Origin of the sequence: Pedobacter frigoris (genome assembly GCF_032678645.1) — a bacterium.
GTDB classification, from domain to species: Bacteria; Bacteroidota; Bacteroidia; order Sphingobacteriales; family Sphingobacteriaceae; genus Pedobacter; species Pedobacter frigoris_A.
In genome coordinates this window covers 1,197,395-1,215,728 of sequence record NZ_JAVTSP010000001.1, presented here as the reverse complement: position 1 = coordinate 1,215,728, position 18,334 = coordinate 1,197,395, and the positions used below count along the sequence as shown (strand labels likewise).

14 protein-coding genes are annotated in these 18,334 nt (G+C 42.5%); 5 read left to right on the top strand and 9 right to left on the bottom strand.

Going from position 1 to position 18,334, the window contains the following annotated elements:
- Window positions 1-3 precede the first annotated feature (3 nt).
- Window positions 4-1,200, bottom strand: coding sequence for a glycoside hydrolase family 88 protein (locus R2Q78_RS05305; RefSeq protein ID WP_316789578.1), 1,197 nt, complete (start codon window positions 1,198-1,200; stop codon window positions 4-6).
- Window positions 1,201-1,591: 391 nt separating this feature from the next.
- Here R2Q78_RS05305 and R2Q78_RS05300 point away from each other — a divergent pair, with 391 nt between their 5' ends.
- The 4 genes from R2Q78_RS05300 to R2Q78_RS05285 all read left to right on the top strand — a co-directional run bounded on the left by R2Q78_RS05300 (window position 1,592) and on the right by R2Q78_RS05285 (window position 12,204).
- Window positions 1,592-4,759, top strand: coding sequence for a TonB-dependent receptor (locus R2Q78_RS05300; protein WP_316789577.1), 3,168 nt, complete (start codon window positions 1,592-1,594; stop codon window positions 4,757-4,759).
- A 17-nt stretch (window positions 4,760-4,776) separates the two neighbouring features.
- Entirely contained in the window at window positions 4,777-6,639 is a 1,863-nt protein-coding gene (locus R2Q78_RS05295; protein WP_316789575.1) for a RagB/SusD family nutrient uptake outer membrane protein, read from the top strand.
- Between the two features lie 36 nt (window positions 6,640-6,675).
- The gene (locus R2Q78_RS05290; RefSeq protein WP_316789572.1) at window positions 6,676-8,052 is read left to right on the top strand and encodes a sulfatase; all 1,377 of its coding nucleotides are present in this window, start codon (window positions 6,676-6,678) and stop codon (window positions 8,050-8,052) included.
- Between the two features lie 117 nt (window positions 8,053-8,169).
- Window positions 8,170-12,204, top strand: coding sequence for a two-component regulator propeller domain-containing protein (locus R2Q78_RS05285; protein WP_316789571.1), 4,035 nt, complete (start codon window positions 8,170-8,172; stop codon window positions 12,202-12,204).
- On the opposite strand, the gene R2Q78_RS05280 is transcribed toward R2Q78_RS05285, so the two are convergent.
- Entirely contained in the window at window positions 12,201-12,923 is a 723-nt protein-coding gene (locus R2Q78_RS05280; protein WP_316789569.1) for an ATP-binding protein, read from the bottom strand. The genes R2Q78_RS05285 and R2Q78_RS05280 overlap by 4 nt on opposite strands.
- A gap of 83 nt (window positions 12,924-13,006) precedes the next feature.
- Here R2Q78_RS05280 and R2Q78_RS05275 point away from each other — a divergent pair, with 83 nt between their 5' ends.
- Entirely contained in the window at window positions 13,007-13,588 is a 582-nt protein-coding gene (locus R2Q78_RS05275; protein ID WP_316789567.1) for a PhnA domain-containing protein, read from the top strand.
- 1 nt (window position 13,589) lies between these two features.
- Here the strand turns inward: R2Q78_RS05275 and R2Q78_RS05270 are convergent, their stop codons facing one another.
- The 7 genes from R2Q78_RS05270 to sufC are packed head-to-tail and all read right to left on the bottom strand — an operon-like array spanning window position 13,590 to window position 18,319.
- Entirely contained in the window at window positions 13,590-13,847 is a 258-nt protein-coding gene (locus R2Q78_RS05270; protein ID WP_316789566.1) for a hypothetical protein, read from the bottom strand.
- Complete coding sequence (locus R2Q78_RS05265) at window positions 13,837-14,304, bottom strand: Rrf2 family transcriptional regulator (RefSeq protein ID WP_316789563.1); 468 nt, start codon at window positions 14,302-14,304, stop codon at window positions 13,837-13,839. The genes R2Q78_RS05270 and R2Q78_RS05265 overlap by 11 nt, the downstream gene beginning before the upstream one ends.
- An 18-nt stretch (window positions 14,305-14,322) precedes the next feature.
- The gene (locus R2Q78_RS05260) at window positions 14,323-14,640 is read right to left on the bottom strand and encodes an iron-sulfur cluster assembly protein (RefSeq protein WP_316789561.1); all 318 of its coding nucleotides are present in this window, start codon (window positions 14,638-14,640) and stop codon (window positions 14,323-14,325) included.
- A 1-nt stretch (window position 14,641) separates the two neighbouring features.
- On the bottom strand, window positions 14,642-15,082 hold the full coding sequence (locus tag R2Q78_RS05255; protein WP_316789559.1) for a SufE family protein: 441 nt from the start codon (window positions 15,080-15,082) through the stop codon (window positions 14,642-14,644).
- Window positions 15,082-16,341: a cysteine desulfurase gene (locus tag R2Q78_RS05250; protein ID WP_316789557.1), complete on the bottom strand. Its 1,260-nt coding sequence runs from the start codon at window positions 16,339-16,341 to the stop codon at window positions 15,082-15,084. Before R2Q78_RS05250 ends, R2Q78_RS05255 begins: the two co-directional genes overlap by 1 nt.
- 5 nt (window positions 16,342-16,346) lie before the next feature.
- On the bottom strand, window positions 16,347-17,534 hold the full coding sequence (gene sufD / locus R2Q78_RS05245) for a Fe-S cluster assembly protein SufD (RefSeq protein ID WP_316789554.1): 1,188 nt from the start codon (window positions 17,532-17,534) through the stop codon (window positions 16,347-16,349).
- A gap of 11 nt (window positions 17,535-17,545) precedes the next feature.
- Window positions 17,546-18,319 carry a Fe-S cluster assembly ATPase SufC gene (gene sufC, locus R2Q78_RS05240; RefSeq protein ID WP_316789553.1) on the bottom strand — a complete coding sequence of 258 codons (774 nt, stop codon included), beginning with the start codon at window positions 18,317-18,319 and terminating at the stop codon, window positions 17,546-17,548.
- Window positions 18,320-18,334: the final 15 nt, after the last annotated feature.

Here is an 18,334-nt window from a genome sequence, read left to right as displayed (position 1 = left end):
GGGTTAAATCTTTTTAATCATTTTATACCGCTTTAATGCTTCAAGGTAATAATAATCGGCATAATCAATGGCTGTATCTATTTCCGAATTGTATAGCATAGCACCGGTGCTGTGTTTCAGGATGAATAATCCGTTTTCACCAGGTTTCGCTAAATAAGCGTCGGAGGATAGTGATTTCAAAATATCTTCTGCATAATCGACATATTTTTTACCGTCATTCACCTGTGTGCTCAATTCAAGCAAAGCAGAAGCGATGACAGCCGCTGCAGAAGCATCCCTCGGAGCGCGCTCCTCAGTATCCAGCGCATTGTGCACGTCGTAATCCCAAACCGGAATTTTATCTTTAGGCGTTTTAGGGTGGTTCATAATAAATTTAGCAATGTTTTGTGCCTGCGTCAGAAACCTCGCGTCTTTAGTGTTGGCATAACACATTGTGTAGCCATACAGTCCCCAGGCTTGTCCACGTGCCCAGGCTGATTCATCAGTAAGACCCTGATGAGTTGCTTTACGCACCACACTGCCATTTTCCGGATTGTAGTCTATCACATGAAAAGAGCTGAAGTCCTTTCTGAAGTGGTTTTTTAGCGTAGTGATGGCGTGGCTACTGGCAGCCTTAATGTAATTTTGCTCATTGAACTGTTTTCCCGCCCAGTATAAATATTCTAAATTCATCATGTTGTCGATGATTACCGGGTATTGCCATTTGCCAAAATCCCAGGAGCGGATTGCGCCAACTTTAGGATCGAACCGGGCAGCCAGATTTTTTGCCCCTTCGCTTAACGCCGGTAAATAGCTTTTATCACCGGTAATCCGATAGGCATTGCCATAAGAACAGTATAACATAAAACCCAGGTCATGGGTATCTTTTATATAGCGTATAGAATCCAGCGCAAGGGTGAATTTTTTTGCCTGATCGGCAAGGGTTTTATTTCCCGTCAGTTCATAACCATACCAAAGGCTACCTGGGAAAAAACCAGTAGTCCAGTCCTTAAGACCGACCACCCTAACAGTACCGTCCGGATTTACGGAACGCGGATTTTTGCCGGGGTGATAAGTTTCCGCTGCTTTAGTTAGTTGGAGATTAATGACATCCGTAGTATTTTTTAACCAATTCTCTGCCGGTTCTATCTGTCTCTGCATTGCATAACTGCCCGAACTAAGCACGATGGCGATTATAAAGGTGCTAAACTTCTTTTTCATGAATTTTTAGGTTTATATTTTCTGGTGTTTTGTGTAGTGAAGGTAGTGTTGCTTATCAAAAAGCACTTTCAATAAATGCTTTATATATTTCGATTTTGATGAATCAGAATAAATAGACGAGCCAGCTTAGATTGGACAATAAGCATTTAAATGCCGCCGTCGGTTTATTTACCAGGCTGAGCGTTATTAACCAAAATTGATAGGAAATTGTCTAAAACTGAAACTTAATCAGGAGGGGTATATATAAATTCGTTCTATCAAGCTAACCAATATTAACCAAAGGCAAGGGAATCTGGATTATTACACAATTTAATTAATCGGTGATCACTATTTTTGATATATCATCTATTCTTATAATAAAGGACCCCAAACCGGAAAACTAAAGTTAAATATGAAACGAATTGTATTGTTACTGCTATTCACTGTGTTTTGGGCATCTTCCTATGCACAGGAAGTTGTTGTAAAGGGAGTGGTAAGGGATGGAAACAACCAACCCCAGGTTGGTGCTACCATTAGTGAAAAAGGGACCAGCAATGCTGTTATTGCCGGAGCGGAGGGTCAGTATCAGATCAAAGTAAAAGCAAATGCGGTATTGGTTTTCACTTATCTGGGTACAAAAAAGGTAGAAGAGTCTGTAAATAACAGGACTACCATTGACGTTAAACTACTCGACGATCAGAATAATCTAAATGAAGTGGTCGTAACAGGTTATGGACAAAAGATACAGCGAAAGGACTTAACCGGTGCTATCTCCTCAATTAAAGGCGAAGAGATCGCAAAAATGCCTGTTCAGAATGTGGCGCAGGCATTACAAGGAAGGATTGCCGGGATGCAGGTAGCCATGCCAGACGGTACTCCGGGTGCTGCACCGAGTATCGTAATCAGGGGCGGTACTTCTATCACTCAAAGCAATGAACCCCTTTATGTAGTTGACGGTGTGCCCCAAACTGACGGGCTGAGTTTTTTAGATCCTATGGATATAGAGTCTGTTGACGTTTTAAAAGATGCATCCGCAACAGCGATTTACGGAGCCAGAGGTGCCAATGGTGTAATCCTCGTAACCACTAAGCAGATAAAAGAAGGTAAGGTTACGATCAATTATGACGGTTATGTGGGAGCAAAGACCATAACGAACCAGTTATCAGTCATGAATCCTTATGATTATACCAAGCTATTGTATGAGCGTTCGCTGGGAGATCTGGTACGCATGGGCAAGTTTACATCCAATTACGGAACTTTCGAACAATTGGAATCGAACTATCTCGGCAGGCCAGGTATCAACTGGCAAGATGAGGTAATGGGTGGGACTGCATTAAATCAGTATCATAAGATCAGCTTTAACGGCGGAAACCGGGAAACGAAATTCAACTTATTTTATTCCCTGAATAAAGATGAAGGCTCACTGATGAGCACTTCTTCAGATAAAAATATTGCGAAGCTTACAGTTAACCACAACGTCAATAAGAAGTTTTCTATCGGCGGTATTGTAAATTATTCCAACCAGAAAATCACAGGTTTGGGTGTGCAGGAAGGTGGTGTGCGTACGAGCATAATCCAGTCTCTGATTCAATATAGACCACTGATAGGTATTAATGGTACTGATGAAGATCTGATTGATTTTACGCTTGATCCACTTGATCCAAGCGGAAGTTCGGGTGCTGCTTTATTTCAAAGCCCTATAGTTACGCTTACTGCTCAGCCAAGAAATACGCTGATCAATACTTTAAATGCCAATGCTACTGCGCAGTACAATCTGACGGATAAAATAGTCTACAGGGGCTTAGTGAATTATACTCAGGACAATAGAAAAGTGAAATTCTTTAATGAAGCTACCTCTATTCTTGCCCTCCGTTCTGGTGGTGCTTTTGGGGGGATTACGACGCTAAATAACAATAGGTTTAACTACAGTAATACACTGAGCTATAACAACACTTTTAATAAAGTACATAAACTAGATCTGGCTGTTGGTCAGGAATATATTGAAAATTATTCTGAGTCATTTTCCACTGGAGATATAAAAGGATTTCCGGTAGTAAACCAGGGCTGGGATAATTTATCTCTGGGAACAATCGCTGCCATTCCTACATCTCTTGCAGAAGATGATAAATTGCTTTCTTTCTTCGGTAGGGCAAATTATGGTTATAAGGGCAAGTATTTGCTCACAACGAGCTTACGTTTAGATGGTTCGTCGAAATTTGGAAAAGAAAATCGCTGGGGTTTATTCCCTTCAGCAGCCTTTGCATGGCGGGCGATTGAGGAAGATTTCATGAAGAGCGTCAGTGTATTTTCAGATTTAAAATTCAGACTCAGTTATGGTGAGGCCGGTAATAACCGCATCGCCAACTATGCCGCTTTGGGTATCTTTACCAATGGTGTATATCCCCTGGGCAATCAGGTGGTTACTGCAGCTTTTCAGCAGAATCTGCCTAACCCGTATCTGAAATGGGAGTCTGTAAGATCTTTAAATGTAGGCTTGGATCTCGGATTGTTTAAACAACGTGTTACTTTGACCGCAGAATGGTACGATAACCGTTCAAAAGATCTGCTGTTCCAGTCCCGTATCCCCGCAAGCTCAGGATTCGTTACTCAGATCCAAAACATAGGTACTACTTCGAGCAGAGGTGTGGAGCTTTCTTTGAACACAAACAATATTAAGAGCCAGAACTTTAACTGGAGTACCAATTTCAATGTTGCTTTTAGCAGGACAAAAGTTTTGAGTTTGAGTGACGGAGAAACTTCTATGCTAACCACCAGTTACACTGATAAAAATGATTTTATCTTAACGGTGGGTCGTCCTGTTGGTATCATGTATGGATACATCCGGGACGGCTTGTACCAGGTGAGCGATTTCGACTATAATTCGACGACCAGTGTGTATACCCTAAAATCGGGTGTGGTACGGGATACCGAAGCTGCTGCACAACCGGGCTTTATTAAATTTAAAGACATTAGTGGGCCTAATGGTAGTCCTGATGGCGTGGTCGATCAATACGACAGAACCACCATCGGCAACGCCAATCCTAAATTTACAGGTGGAATAAATAATACCTTTAGCTATAAAGGGTTTGATCTGAGCGTCTTCCTCAATTTCAGCGTAGGTAATGATATTTATAATGCCAATGTGCTGAATAATTCCAGGCTGGATTTTGAATATCAAAATACCCTGGCTCAGTTTGCAGACAGGTGGACAACCATCAATTCCGCTGGTACCCGTGTCACTGATCCTGCAGAATTAACTGCGTTAAATCAGGGTAAAACTAATCCTTCGTATACTGGCAACAGCAGCGGCAGGTTACACAGTGATGTCATTGAAAATGGTTCTTTCTTAAGACTGAGCAACCTGAGTCTGGGTTATACATTTGATAGTAAGTTGTTGAGCTCATTGAAGATCAATAAACTTCGTGTATATCTGACTGCAAATAACCTGTACACATTTACCAACTATTCCGGTTATGATCCGGAGGTCAGTGTAATCCGTACAGCATTAACGCCTGGCGTTGATTATAGCGCATACCCACGGGCCAGGTCTTTCGTGGCAGGAATTAACTTATCGCTTTAACCAAAATTGATTGAAAAATGAAAAACAAGATATTTTACCTAAAAGGATTTATGGCTGTCAGTCTGATAACCGGGCTCATGTTTATTAGTTCCTGTAAAAAGGTGTTAGATGCCGAACCATATTCCACATTTACATCTGCTAATTTTTTTAATGATACCAATGAAGCATACATGGCTACCTTAGGTGTCTACGAGGTCATGTCGTCATTAGATACCTACGGATGGTATATCCCGCAGGTTTTTGACAATGACACCGATATAGGACAAGTCTCGGGAGATACTTCCGACGAATGGAGAATGATTCCGCATTATAAAGGAGGGACAACTACCAGTATATTTTATGTTGTTTGGAGCGCCTTATACAGGGGTATTGACAGGGCCAATGTGGTGATAGAAAAAATACCTCAGATGAGTCAATTTAATAATGGTACCACGGCTGAGAAGGCCGATTTAAATAGAATGTTAGGCGAAGCCAAATTCTTGAGGGGGTTTTATTATGCTGAGCTGGTGCGACTATGGGGTGATGTTCCTTTTAAAACAAAAAGTTCTCAGACCGGAGATAACCTTAAGATTGGTCTTAGCGACAGGTATGAAATTTATGCGCAAGTAATCAAGGATATGACCGAAGCCGCTGAATTATTGCCAGAGACGTTACCTACCAATGAACGTATTAACAAATGGGCGGCTAAAGCCATGCTTGCGAGGGTTGCATTGTTTGCAGGAGGTTATTCTTTAAGGGCTGACGGGACAATGAAACGCCCGGACAACTACAAAGATTATTATATTTTAGCGCAAAAGCAGATCAATGATGTGATCGGAAGGGATCTATATAAATTAAATACCGATTATACCCAGGTATTTAAAAACCAATGCCAGCATAAATTTGAGCCGACAGAGAATTTGTTTGAGGTTGCTTTTTTCAATCCGGCAGGAAGTAAGGGAAATGCCTCTTTTATTGGCATATGGAATGGTGTGCAGACGGCAAATGGCGTTTACGGAAGCGTTGCTGCAAGGTGTCTGGCTACAAGAACATTTTACAATAGTTTTCAAACCGGCGATATCAGAAGGGATTTTTCTATAGCCACCTATAACTTAAATGCCGCAGGGGTAAGAACACCACTAACCGGAAATCAGGACCAGAACTGGACTGCCGCGAAGTGGAGCCGGGAATATCAAGTGAACACCACTACAACAGAACGGCAATATACAAACATCAATTACGTGGTTTTGCGTTATTCAGATGTATTACTCATGAGGGCGGAAGTAGAAAATGAGTTGAATAACGGACCAAACCTATTGGCTTATGAAGCCATAAATGCCGTTAGAAGAAGGGCATTTGGTAAGGATCTTTATAGCAATAGAGTAACGATAACACTCGGCGCTGCGGGCAGTGGATACACTACCGTGCCTACAGTTACCATTACAGGTGGCGGAGGTACAGGAGCGACGGCGACAGCAACCATCTCTTCCAATAGGGTAACTTCCATCGTAATGACCAATTTCGGAGCGAACTATACTACTGCACCTACAGTAACCATTACAGGCGGTGGCGGTACTGGCGCCACGGCAACTGCGGCTATTATAAATCCAGATCTTACACCAGCACTCAATAAAGACGCCTTTTTTACAGCGGTCTTTAATGAACGGGCTTTCGAGCTTGCTTTCGAAGGTATGCGCCGCGCGGATCTGATCAGGTGGAACAAACTGTCCACAGTAATCAAAGACACCAACGACAACCTGAAGGCTATAAGAAGTACTTATTTTTATGTGGCATTTGCTAATTTTATACCTGGCAGGCATGAACTTTATCCTTTGCCACAAAATGAACTCGATGTAAATAAAAGTATAACCAGGCAAAACCCAGGCTATGGCGCCAATTAATAGTACCATTGCAGGAGTGAAACAAATAAGCAGCTAATGAAGGTTTCCACAGTAAAAATATCCCTTTGCTTTTTCTTGTTCAGCTTGGCTATGAATGTCCGAGGGCAAGAGCAGAACAGGCCGAATATTCTCATTATCATGACAGATCAGCAAACTGCTGATGCAATGAGTAATGCGGGGAATAAGGACTTGCATACGCCGGCTATGGATAAACTGGCTGCTAATGGCGTGCGCTTCAGTAAGGCTTATTGTGCCCAGCCGCTTTGTACGCCATCGCGGACCGCAATTTTTAGCGGTAAGATGCCTTACGAAACAGGTTTCACAGGGAATGCCCCGGAAAAAGACGGGCAATGGCCGGACAGCCTGCTGATGATGGGTAAGATCTTTCAGGATGGAGGTTATAAGACCGGTTATGTAGGCAAATGGCATTTGCCCGTACCCACTACTAAGGTGAATCAGCATGGCTTCGGATTTATTCAAAACACTAATTTTTTAGATTACAATGATGCGGGTACACCTGCTTATTGTGCACGGTTCATTAAGGAGAATAAAGACAATCCTTTTTTGCTGGTAGCCTCATTTTTAAATCCACATGATATTTGCGAATGGGCCAGGGGAGAATCCCTTAAGATGGACGTATTGGAAGACGCGCCACCTCCGCATGAATGTCCTGCCCTGCCTGCCAACTGGCGGAAACCAGCGCACGAACCGGAAATAATAAGGGAACAGCAGAAAGTGAGCTTTCGTACCTATCCGACCGTAGACTGGACTGAAAATCAATGGCGTCAGTACCGCTGGGCATATAACCGTTTGGTAGAGAAAGTAGATAATTATATAGAAATGGTACTTGCATCACTAAAAAAATATGGTGTGGAAAAGAACACCATTATTATTTTTACTGCCGATCATGGAGATGGTTACGCCGCCCACAGTTGGAACCAGAAGCAAGTTCTTTACGAGGAATCTGTTAAAGTCCCTTTTATCATTTCGAGAATAGGGCAGTGGCAGCCGCGTGTCGATGATATGCTGGTATGTAACGGGACGGACATCTTACCTACCATTTGTGGATTTGCAGGAATAAAAAAGCCAGCTGCACTAAAGGGCGTGGATATTGGGATGAAGATCGTAAACCCCTCTAAAAACCTGCGTGACACCCTGGTGGTTGAAACCGATTTTGCAGATAATGATCAGCTACTGGGCATTAGCGGCAGGGCAGTGATCACCAAAGATTTCAAGTACATAGTTTACAGCAAGGGTATCGTGCGGGAACAGCTGTTCAATTTGAATACCGATCCCGGTGAAACAATCAACCTTGCTGTGAACACGCAATACAAGAAGAAACTAACAGATATACGCCGTTATCTGAAGAATTGGTGCAAGGCGAATGGTGACGGTTTTATTAGCGGCTTATAGGAAATGAGATCATGCATCATTATATCATAAAAAATGAGAGATTTGTAAATAGCTAGTCGTCACGAATTTAATTAACTGAGGTCAATGAAAATTTCTCCAAATATTAGTCATAAACTAATGTTTATAGCTCTACTGAGCTGGGGGATCTTATTATCCGGTAAACTGTGCGCGCAGAACAAAAACTTCAGGAACATTTCAGTCGAAGAAGGGCTTTCCCAAAGCACTGGTTTTACCATCATTCAGGACACTTTAGGTTTTATATGGATCGGTACTCAGGATGGTCTCAACCGTTATAGTGGCAGGGATTTTAAGGTTTATTCTCCCGTTAAAGACGACGCCAACAGTTTGCAGTCTTATTACATACGCAGCTTGTTCCTTGATGTGAAGGGTACATTATGGGTCGGAGGAAACCAGGGAGTTAGCAGGTATGATTATAAACGTGATGATTTTGTAAATTATAAGCTCCCAAAAAGCATAGGAGAATGGTACATCTCTTCCATTACGGAGGACGCGCAGCATAACATCTGGGCGGTATCTATTTCCGGTGATGTGTTTAAGTTGCCGGCAGGCGGAAAGCAATTCATTTCCATTAATTTTAATACGCTGGACAATGGCATCAAAAAGATCTCCTATGCAGGTGCATGGAAAAACAACATACTGTTGGGTACAGATGTGGGACTGTTTATGTTGCAGGGTAAAAACAATACCCTTTCCAAAATAGATATCGGTATAGCGAAGCCTTTCGTAAGCAGTGTTTATATAGATCAGCACTATTTATGGATTGCAACAGAAGGAAATGGCTTGCTTCGACGCGATCAGAAAACGGGGCAGCTTAGCTCGTTCACTCATGCTACAGTAAATAACAGTGTTTCTGATAATAACATCAGGTCAATCACTAAAGATGTGGATGGCAATATCTGGCTGGGTACATTCAATGGCTTGTCTATACTCAATACGGAAAACTCAACTTTTGAAAACTATTACCACCAGATTTCCCATCCCTATACCATCGCGCAAAACTCAGTACGGTATATCTATCGCGATAGACAAAATGGAATGTGGCTCGGTACTTTTTATGGCGGCCTGAGTTATTACCATAAAAACGATATAAAATTTAACTCCCTTGGTCAGAATTCCGGGAAACTGTCACTCAGCGATGAGGTAATCAGCGTGATCAGGCAAGATAAACCAGGTAACTTTTGGATAGGAACGAATGATAAGGGATTAAATTATTGGAACAGGACGACCAATACCATCAGCTATTATTCATTCAAAGAAAATAATCCTAATAGTCTAAGCTCTAATAACATTAAGGCAATAGCCTTTGATAATGAAGACAATTTGCTGATCGGAACGCATAACGGGGGTTTAAACATACTCAATCCCAAAACAGGTGGGGTAAAGCGCTTCAGACACGACCCCAATAATCCCAATAGTATTGCCGGAGATCTGGTGTACAGTATACTAAAGGACGCGCGGGGAAGAATCTGGGTGGGTACAAGATCAGGTTTAGACCAGTTCATTCCGGAAACCCAGAAGTTTGTCCATATTCACCTGGATAAGGCTGGAAAACGTCTTACCTCCGATGACATTACCTATCTTTTCGAAGACAGCCGGCATAGGATTTGGATTGGTACAACAAACGGAGTGTCACAGTTTTATCCCGATAATCTGCTATTTGGAAACATCGCAGACAATGCGCTGAAAGAAGATGTTGTAAATTGTATAGCTGAAGACAACAAGCAAAGGATTTGGATTGGTACAAGGGGGGGATTAGGACTGTATGATGAAACAAAGCGTTCTTTTGTGACCTTTAAAAACAGAAAGGATTTTATAAAAGGAACCATCTACGGGATTTTGCCGGATGATGAAGGCAACCTTTGGGTTTCTACCAACAGTGGACTGATGAAGTTCAATCCGGATACCAGGTACAGTCAGTCTTTTTACGAAACTGACGGACTGCAAAACAACCAGTTCAATGAGTATTCTTTTTGTAAAGCCAGAGATGGGATGATGCTTTTTGGCGGAATAAAAGGGATTTCCTATTTCTATCCCGAAGCCATTAAACAACAATCATTGCCATTGAAACTCAGTTTCACCGGTCTGGAAGTGTTTAATAAAAAAGTAACCGCAGGAGATGGAACGGATGTTTTGGACAATCACATTGATCAGGTCAATACGCTTAGGTTTGCGTCCGACTATAAACAGTTTAGTATTTTCATCAACTCCTTTAACCACATTGCCGCAAATCGTACGCGCTATTACTATAAACTGGTAGGGTTCGACAAAGAATGGCAACGTACCGAGGAGCTTAAAATAAGCTATAGTAATCTGCCTTCGGGAAAATATGTATTGATGGTGAAAGCGGAGGGACCCAATGGCGAGGTCAGCGCCGAAAGACAATTGAATATTTCGATCCTTCCTCCCTGGTATAATACGCTTTGGTTTTACTTACTGGTTATCATAAGTTTGGCCATTGCAGGTTATTTTGCCTATAAAATTATAAAGGAAAGAATAAGAACACTACATCAGCTAAAACTGGAACGTGTAGACAAAGAAAAGGTAAGTTATATAAATCAGGTAAAGACAGATTTCTTCACCAACGTATCTCATGAACTCAGAACGCCGCTAACACTAATTCTGGCACCTTTAGAAGAGCTGATTAAAAATGCAGACTTAGATAAAACTATCCGTAAAAAACATGAGTTGATGCTCAGTAATGCAAAGAGGTTATATAACCTGGTTGATCAGCTCTTTGAGTTTAGAAAAACAGAAATGGGTACGCGCCAGCTTAAGGTTAGTAAAGCTGATCTGATCAGTTTTGTACATGAAGTATATGCGTCATTCAGGCCTCTTGCGGAGAAAAACAACATTAAATATACTTACCACTCTACCGAAGCAAAACTTTCGTTCAATTTCGATAGTGATGCTATGGAAAAGATATTGTTCAATCTTTTATCTAACGCATTTAAGTATACCGGGAATGGACAGCACATCAGCGTTGAGCTTTTTGTGAAAAACGATCATGTGGTCATTAAGATTGCCGATACCGGAATAGGGATCAGCGAAGCTGACTTGCCTAAAGTATTCGACCGTTTTTACCAGGTGAGCGGTAAGGAAATGAACTTGGGATCGGGTGTTGGACTGGCTTTTACAAAAAGTCTGGTAGTGCTGCATCATGGTCATATCACTGTGGAAAGTGAACCTCAAAATGGAAGTATCTTTACCGTTGAGTTGCCCCTTGCAGATTCATATTATACCAACGACCAGCACGCTGATCGTAAGGTTTACGAGCTTTCTATTACGCCAGATCAAGACGAAGTGTTGCCTGTCGGCCATTCGGACTTAGAAACGGAAGCGCCCATGGCCATCGACACTGAAAACCTGAAACTACTCATTGTTGATGATAATGCTGAAATCCTAAGCTATCTGCAAGATTATTTTAGTAAAACCTATCAGGTCAATGTGGCCCAGGATGGTAAAATAGCACTTGAAATGTTGGAAGTAACGCCATTTGATCTTATCATCAGCGACGTTATGATGCCTGAGCTCGATGGTCTCCATTTTTGTAAGCGTGTAAAACAAAATATAAATACCTCGCACATCCCTTTTATATTACTAACCGCCAAAACAGAAACAAACCAGCAGATCAGGGGACTGGAAATGGGAGCAGATGATTACATTACCAAGCCTTTTTCGACAGACCTGCTTGCTGTAAAAGTAAACAACCTGCTGCGTTCCCGTAAGCGGTTAAAGGATTATTACCAGGCCAATAAAGAGATTGTCCCGGAAAATATTGCGTTCAATGCACTTGATGAGGAGTTTTTGAAAGAAGCCATCTCGATTATTGAACTGCACCTTTCGGATTCTGATTTTTCGGTAGATAAGTTTAGCCGGGAAATAGGGATGAGCAGATCTAATCTTTACCTGAAATTAAAAGCAATTACCGGAGAGTCAGCCACCGACTTCTTAAAGCGGATCAGGTTTAATAAAGCAGTGGAACTGATGAAGTCAAAACGCTACACAGTTGCCCAGATTGCCTATATGTGCGGTTTCAATTCTCCATCGTATTTCTCAACGGCGTTCAAACAATATTATGGATGTATGCCTACAGAATATTTAAACAGACTATCATCTCATCCAGACGCTTAGTTAGGAGTTAGACTAACTTGTTTTTCTAACTCATCTATCAATAATGATTTCACTATGGTATAGGCATAGTCTTTGGCTTCGGCAAAGGAAATGTCGTATTTACGTTCAATGTTTTGCATATGCTCCGGAAAATGGGCCAGTAATTTGTCGTAATACGAATCTAATACATCTGAAGTCGGCATTTCAAAACTAATCCTTAACTGGAATCTCCTTGTTAAGGCAACGTCGATAATATCCGGGTGGTTGGTTGCGCAGATCAGCAAAGCGTCTTTGGGGTAATAATCAATGAGCTGAATAATGGTATTGACCAGTCTCCTCATTTCTCCAACATCACCGTCCTCATTGTCCCTTTCTTTACCGATCTGGTCAAATTCGTCTAAGAATAGTATCGCTTTTTCTTTTCCCGCTTTATCAAAAACCATCTTCACATTCTGCGATGTTTCTCCTATCCTGGAGCATACTACATTGCTTAGGTTCAGGATGATGATCTTTTTGTCGAGCGCATTTGCAATCGCCTTTGCAGTAGTAGTTTTGCCACAGCCGGAATTGCCATACAACAGGATCTTATTGTTTACGGGCAGTCCATATTTATGGAGCTCATTCACATATTTATGTTCCTTAATAAGCTGTTCGATGCCATTCTGGTTGTCGCTACTCAGAAAAACATCTGCCAAGGTCACAACTTCCTTGTCGTTGATGATTAGATCGTATATATTCATTTTGAAACAAAGCTCTTTTGATCCATCAAAGATAGTAAGTAAATTAACTACCTTTGACGCCATTATCAATTAAGAACACCAACATGTCAGAACAGCAATTACTAGAGAGAAGCGGAAATAAATGTGAATTATGTGAGGCGTCGGTAGCGATATCTCTTTACGAAGTGCAGCCTCAGACTAGTAATACTGACGACAATTGTTTCATGATTTGTGACAAATGTCGTGCGCAGGTAGAAAAGACGGAAGAGCTGGATAATAAACACCTGGGCTGTCTACGCACCAGCATCTGGAGTGCTGTTCCAGGAGTACAGGTTGTAACCTGGCGTTTGTTGAACCGTCTGAAAAGTGAAAGCTGGGCTGTAGATAGCTTAGATTCCATGTACCTTGACGAGGAAACCCTTGCATGGGCACAAGCAGGTGCAGATGAGAACAGTGACACTGTGGAAGATATTCATAAAGATTGTAACGGAGCACCTTTGCAGGCTGGAGATACTGTAGTCTTGATCAAATCGCTGGATGTAAAAGGGTCCCAGCTGAATGCCAAAATGGGAACTGTGGTGAAGAATATCCGCCTGGTACATAACAATACCGATCAGATTGAAGGAAAGATTGAAGGACAAACCATTGTGATCTTAACCAAATACGTAAGAAAACAAGGCGCATAAGTTAATCTTCTTCCAGATAGATTTCATGAACCAAGAACCGCGCATGTTTCATAGGCTCCAGAAGCTCAGTAATGTCTTCAGAGTCTATGTGGTAGATGGTTTCACCTGCATCGGGGATTTCGGAATCCGGTACCAGTTCAAAGAACTTGATGTCCAGATCTGATTCTAGTTCTACGAGTTTAATATATTTTACGCCGTTATCCTTCCAGTCTTTGTGGATTTGCGCATTGAATAAAACGTAAGGATTATCATTTGCCATACAGCAAAGCTAAGGTATTTTGGATATTGAGGTTAGATTCTTTTTCATTGCCGATCAGGTCCTGCAGACTGATCTTATCCAATAGCTGATCCACGGAAAACTGGATCATCTGCCATAGCGAGCGTACAGAACAGTCTATGCTGTTGGTGCACAGTCTGCTAATCCCGGAGTAATCCTCACAGAATTCCTTGCTGTATAAAGATCCGCCCAAAGCCTTCATCACCTGGTTGATGTTGATCTCCGAAGCGGGTTTCGACAATACATAGCCGCCTTTGTAGCCCGGAGTACTGTTGATATAACCAGCCATGCGTAATGTGCGGGTTAATTTTCCGGCATATGCAGCAGATAAACCTTCTGTCTCACTGATCATCGGAATGCTGACACCTCCTTCATTACCAAACCGGGCAATGCGCAGCAGTATTCTCAATCCATATTCTTCCTGTGCGGTAATCTTCATCTCTTTGTTTTTAAACCATTACATCATGCCCAGTTCCAGCCTGGCAGCTTCGCTCATCATATCTCTGTTCCAGCTTGGTTCCCAAACTATTTCTACGGATACCTCATTTACACCACCCAAAGCTTTCAGTTTGCTTTCCACTTCTGATGGCAGTGATTGTGCTGCCGGACAATTCGGCGCAGTCAGTGTCATAATGATCTCCACATTATTCAGTGGCGGGAATATGTTTACTTCAAAAATCAACCCCAGTTCATAAATACTCACCGGGATCTCCGGATCGTAAATGGTTTGCAGGGTATCTATTACCCGCTGTCTCAATACTTCTTTGTCCATCATACTAATCCTTTCTTGCGCCTATAGCCTGATAGGCCAGTGCATAATTTTTCATCTGTTTGATCATAGACAACAAACCATTAGAGCGTGTCTGCGCGAGGTGTGTCATCATCCCGATTTCTCCTATGAAATCCATTTTTGCAGCCAGTATTTCTTCTGGGGTATGATGAGAAAGCACTTTGATCAGCATACTGATCAGGCCTTTTACAATCACCGCATCACTGTCTGCTTTAAAAATTACCAATCCATTCTCGTAAGCAGCATTCAGCCATACTGTAGACTGGCAACCCTTGATCTTGTTCTCATCTATCTTATACTGCTCTTCCAAAGGAGCCAGTTTCTTTCCCAGATCAATGATGTACTCATACTTATCCTCCCAGCTGTCAAACAGCGCAAAGTCTTCAATAATTTCTTTTTCTATTTCCAGTATCGGCTTATTAATCATTAGGCTAACATTTTTATAGTTTTATGAAGTGCTGCAATCAGCACATCAATCTCCGTTTTCTCATTATACAATGCAAACGAGGCCCTTACCGTCCCCGGAATCCCAAATCGCTTCATCAGCGGTTGTGTACAATGATGACCAGTACGCACCGCAATGCCCATATTGTCCAGCAGCACACCAATATCCTGTGGATGAATTCCTTCAATCACAAAAGAAACCAAACTCACTTTATCTGCGGCTTCGCCGATGATCTGTAAACCCGGAATCGCTTTCAATTCAGCAGTAGCATAAGCAAGCAGCTCATCCTCATGCGCTCTGATCCGCGCCTTCCCAATACCGCTAATAAAATCCAAAGCCGCCTTTAAAGCGATCGTATCCGCAATATTTGGTGTGCCTGCCTCGTATTTATAAGGAAGGTCCGCATAAGTCGTACCCTCAAAACTCACCTCTTTGATCATCTCGCCGCCGCCCTGAAATACTGGCATACTTTCCAATAATTCTTTTTTGCCATACAATGCGCCAACGCCCGTCGGGCCATATACCTTATGTCCCGAAAATGCAAAAAAATCACAGTCAATATCCTGAACATCAATATCCAGATGTACGGCCGACTGTGCGCCATCTACTAATACTCTCGCACCAACACGATGCGCAGCATCAACAATCTCCTTCACAGGATTTACTGTGCCCAATGCATTCGAAACATGTACTATAGACACTAGTTTTGTGCGAAAATTTAATAGTTCATGAAAGGAAGTCATTGATAAAGACCCATCATCTTCTACAGGAATCACCTTCAATACTGCGCCTTTCTCTGCACATAAAATCTGCCAGGGCACAATATTTGAATGATGCTCCATGCCAGAAATCAGGATTTCATCGCCCTCCGCGATATGTTGTCTGCCCCAGGTATAGGCCACCAAATTAATAGCTTCAGTAGTTCCGCGAGTGAATATAATCTCCTCACGCTCAGCAGCACACACAAAATCCCGTACCGCATCGCGTGTAGCTTCGTAAGCCATAGTAGCCTCCTCAGCAAGCGTATGTATGCCCCTGTGGATGTTGGCGTTATAATGAGCATAATAATGACTAAGCGCATCTATTACCACCTGCGGTTTCTGTGAAGTAGCCGCATTGTCGAAATAAACCAATGGCTTGCCTTTTACTTCCCTCGACAGTATCGGGAACTGCTGCCTGATCGCCGACCAGTCGCTCAATGTCCCCGATTTATTCAACGATAACGAATCTGCTCCTTCCATAATAATTATCCTATTGATAAATGTTCTAAAATCAACCGCTCGGCATAAGCACGGATAGTCATCGGTTTAATCTGTGCTATTATATCTGCAGCATATGCCTGCAACAGCAATACTTCTGCTTTTTCCTTAGGAATGCCCCTTGCACGCAAATAAAACAATGCTTCTTCATCAAGCTGACCAACAGTACAGCCATGCGAACACTTTACGTCATCGGCAAAAATCTCCAGCTGAGGTTTAGCGTTTATAGTCGCATTGTAGGACAACAATATATTCTTGTTAGACTGATACGCATTGGTTTTCTGTGCATCCGGCTGAACCATGATGCGCCCATTGAAAACCCCTGTCGAGGAGTCGTCTGCAATGCCCTTGTACAGTTGGTTACTGAAACAGCCAGGCTGTTTATTATCTATCAGCGTGTGATTATCCACATGCGTTTTGCCCTTCAACAGGTACAAACCATACATATGTGCTTCGTTATTTGCTGCGTCCAATACCAGGTTCATGTTGTTGCGTACAATACCACCGCCCAGACTAATAACAACCGTATGAACATAACTGCGGCCGATCTGGCTGATGTGCGTCGTATTCACCTGACTTGCATGCGCCACGTCATTCTGCAGTTTATAGTACTCCACGTAGGCATCCTGCGCCACTACGATCTCCAGCACCTCATTGCAGAAGCTGTCCGAAGTACCTAAAGTCGCATAAGTTTCCGTCAACTGCAAACGGCTACCCTCAGCTACATAAACCAAGTTTCGCGGCTGAGCCATTACCGGGGCTTGTCTGCCATCCAATACATGGTACACATAAATCGGATGTTGAGGCGTTACACCTTTATGTACATGGATAAACATGCCTTCTTCCATGTCCGAAGTATTCAGCGCATGTACTCCGTCTTTTATATAATCAGCACTCTTGTTCAGGTGACTGCTTACCAATTCTCGAAAAGAACCATTCATTGCCTCTTTTAAAGGCAGGATCACCAATTCCGTTTCCGGAGAAAATACCTGAGAGAGGGCAGGAGTATACCTTCCGTTTACAAACACGAGTTCGTTTGCCTTATGATGTCCCGGCATGCGAAGTGGGGCAATATCCTCAGCACTAACCTCCGAAGGCGCCGTTACATAAGCCTTTTCCAGCACGCTGCTGATGTTGGTGTACTTCCACTCTTCCTTAAAATTCGTCAAGTCCATACTCATCTCGCTTATTGTAAACCACTTAGTGCAGCCAGATCTATCTGTTCGGTGATGAAGTCGTAACCTTTTTCTTCCAGTTCCAGTGCAAGCTCCTTGGTGCCCGATTTTACGATCCTGCCTTTGTACAACACATGCACAAAATCGGGCTGTATATAATCCAGCAAACGCTGATAGTGAGTGATCACTAAAAATGCCCGGTTTGGCCTTCTCAGCTCATTGATGCCGTTTGCTACGATGCGCAATGCATCAATGTCAAGTCCAGAATCCGTCTCGTCCAGTATCGCCAGTTTAGGCTCAAGCATCGCCATCTGAAACACCTCGTTGCGTTTCTTTTCGCCACCGGAGAATCCCTCATTGATGGAACGGCTCAGTAGCGACTGGTCTATCTCGACCATCGCCATCTTTTCTTTCATCAGCTTTAAAAAAGAAACCGCGTCTAATGGCTCCTCGCCATTATATTTACGCTTTTCATTTACTGCTGCCTTGATGAAATTGGTGGTGCTCACACCGGGTATTTCTACCGGATATTGAAAGGCCAAAAACAAACCCTCACGAGCGCGGTCTTCAGGTGCCAGATCCAGCAGATCCTTACCCAAAAACGCTACTGAACCTTCAGTTACTTCATATTCTTCGCGGCCTGCAAGTACAGATGAAAGCGTACTTTTGCCCGAACCATTTGGACCCATAATGGCATGTACCTCACCGGCTTTTATTTCCAGGTTGATGCCCCTAAGGATTTCTTTGTCTTCTACTTTTGCGTGTATATTTTTTATTGATAACATGTGCTTATAAATTAT

Excerpts from the sequence above, each read along its gene's own strand:
- R2Q78_RS05305 (WP_316789578.1), bottom strand. The coding sequence starts at position 1,200 with ATGAAAAAGAAGTTTAGCACCTTTATAATCGCCATCGTGCTTAGTTCG.
- R2Q78_RS05300 (WP_316789577.1), top strand. The coding sequence starts at position 1,592 with ATGAAACGAATTGTATTGTTACTGCTATTCACTGTGTTTTGGGCATCT.
- R2Q78_RS05295 (WP_316789575.1), top strand. The coding sequence starts at position 4,777 with ATGAAAAACAAGATATTTTACCTAAAAGGATTTATGGCTGTCAGTCTG.
- R2Q78_RS05290 (WP_316789572.1), top strand. The coding sequence starts at position 6,676 with ATGAAGGTTTCCACAGTAAAAATATCCCTTTGCTTTTTCTTGTTCAGC.
- R2Q78_RS05285 (WP_316789571.1), top strand. The coding sequence starts at position 8,170 with ATGTTTATAGCTCTACTGAGCTGGGGGATCTTATTATCCGGTAAACTG.
- R2Q78_RS05280 (WP_316789569.1), bottom strand. The coding sequence starts at position 12,923 with ATGAATATATACGATCTAATCATCAACGACAAGGAAGTTGTGACCTTG.
- R2Q78_RS05275 (WP_316789567.1), top strand. The coding sequence starts at position 13,007 with ATGTCAGAACAGCAATTACTAGAGAGAAGCGGAAATAAATGTGAATTA.
- R2Q78_RS05270 (WP_316789566.1), bottom strand. The coding sequence starts at position 13,847 with ATGGCAAATGATAATCCTTACGTTTTATTCAATGCGCAAATCCACAAA.
- R2Q78_RS05265 (WP_316789563.1), bottom strand. The coding sequence starts at position 14,304 with ATGAAGATTACCGCACAGGAAGAATATGGATTGAGAATACTGCTGCGC.
- R2Q78_RS05260 (WP_316789561.1), bottom strand. The coding sequence starts at position 14,640 with ATGATGGACAAAGAAGTATTGAGACAGCGGGTAATAGATACCCTGCAA.
- R2Q78_RS05255 (WP_316789559.1), bottom strand. The coding sequence starts at position 15,082 with ATGATTAATAAGCCGATACTGGAAATAGAAAAAGAAATTATTGAAGAC.
- R2Q78_RS05250 (WP_316789557.1), bottom strand. The coding sequence starts at position 16,341 with ATGGAAGGAGCAGATTCGTTATCGTTGAATAAATCGGGGACATTGAGC.
- sufD (WP_316789554.1), bottom strand. The coding sequence starts at position 17,534 with ATGGACTTGACGAATTTTAAGGAAGAGTGGAAGTACACCAACATCAGC.
- sufC (WP_316789553.1), bottom strand. The coding sequence starts at position 18,319 with ATGTTATCAATAAAAAATATACACGCAAAAGTAGAAGACAAAGAAATC.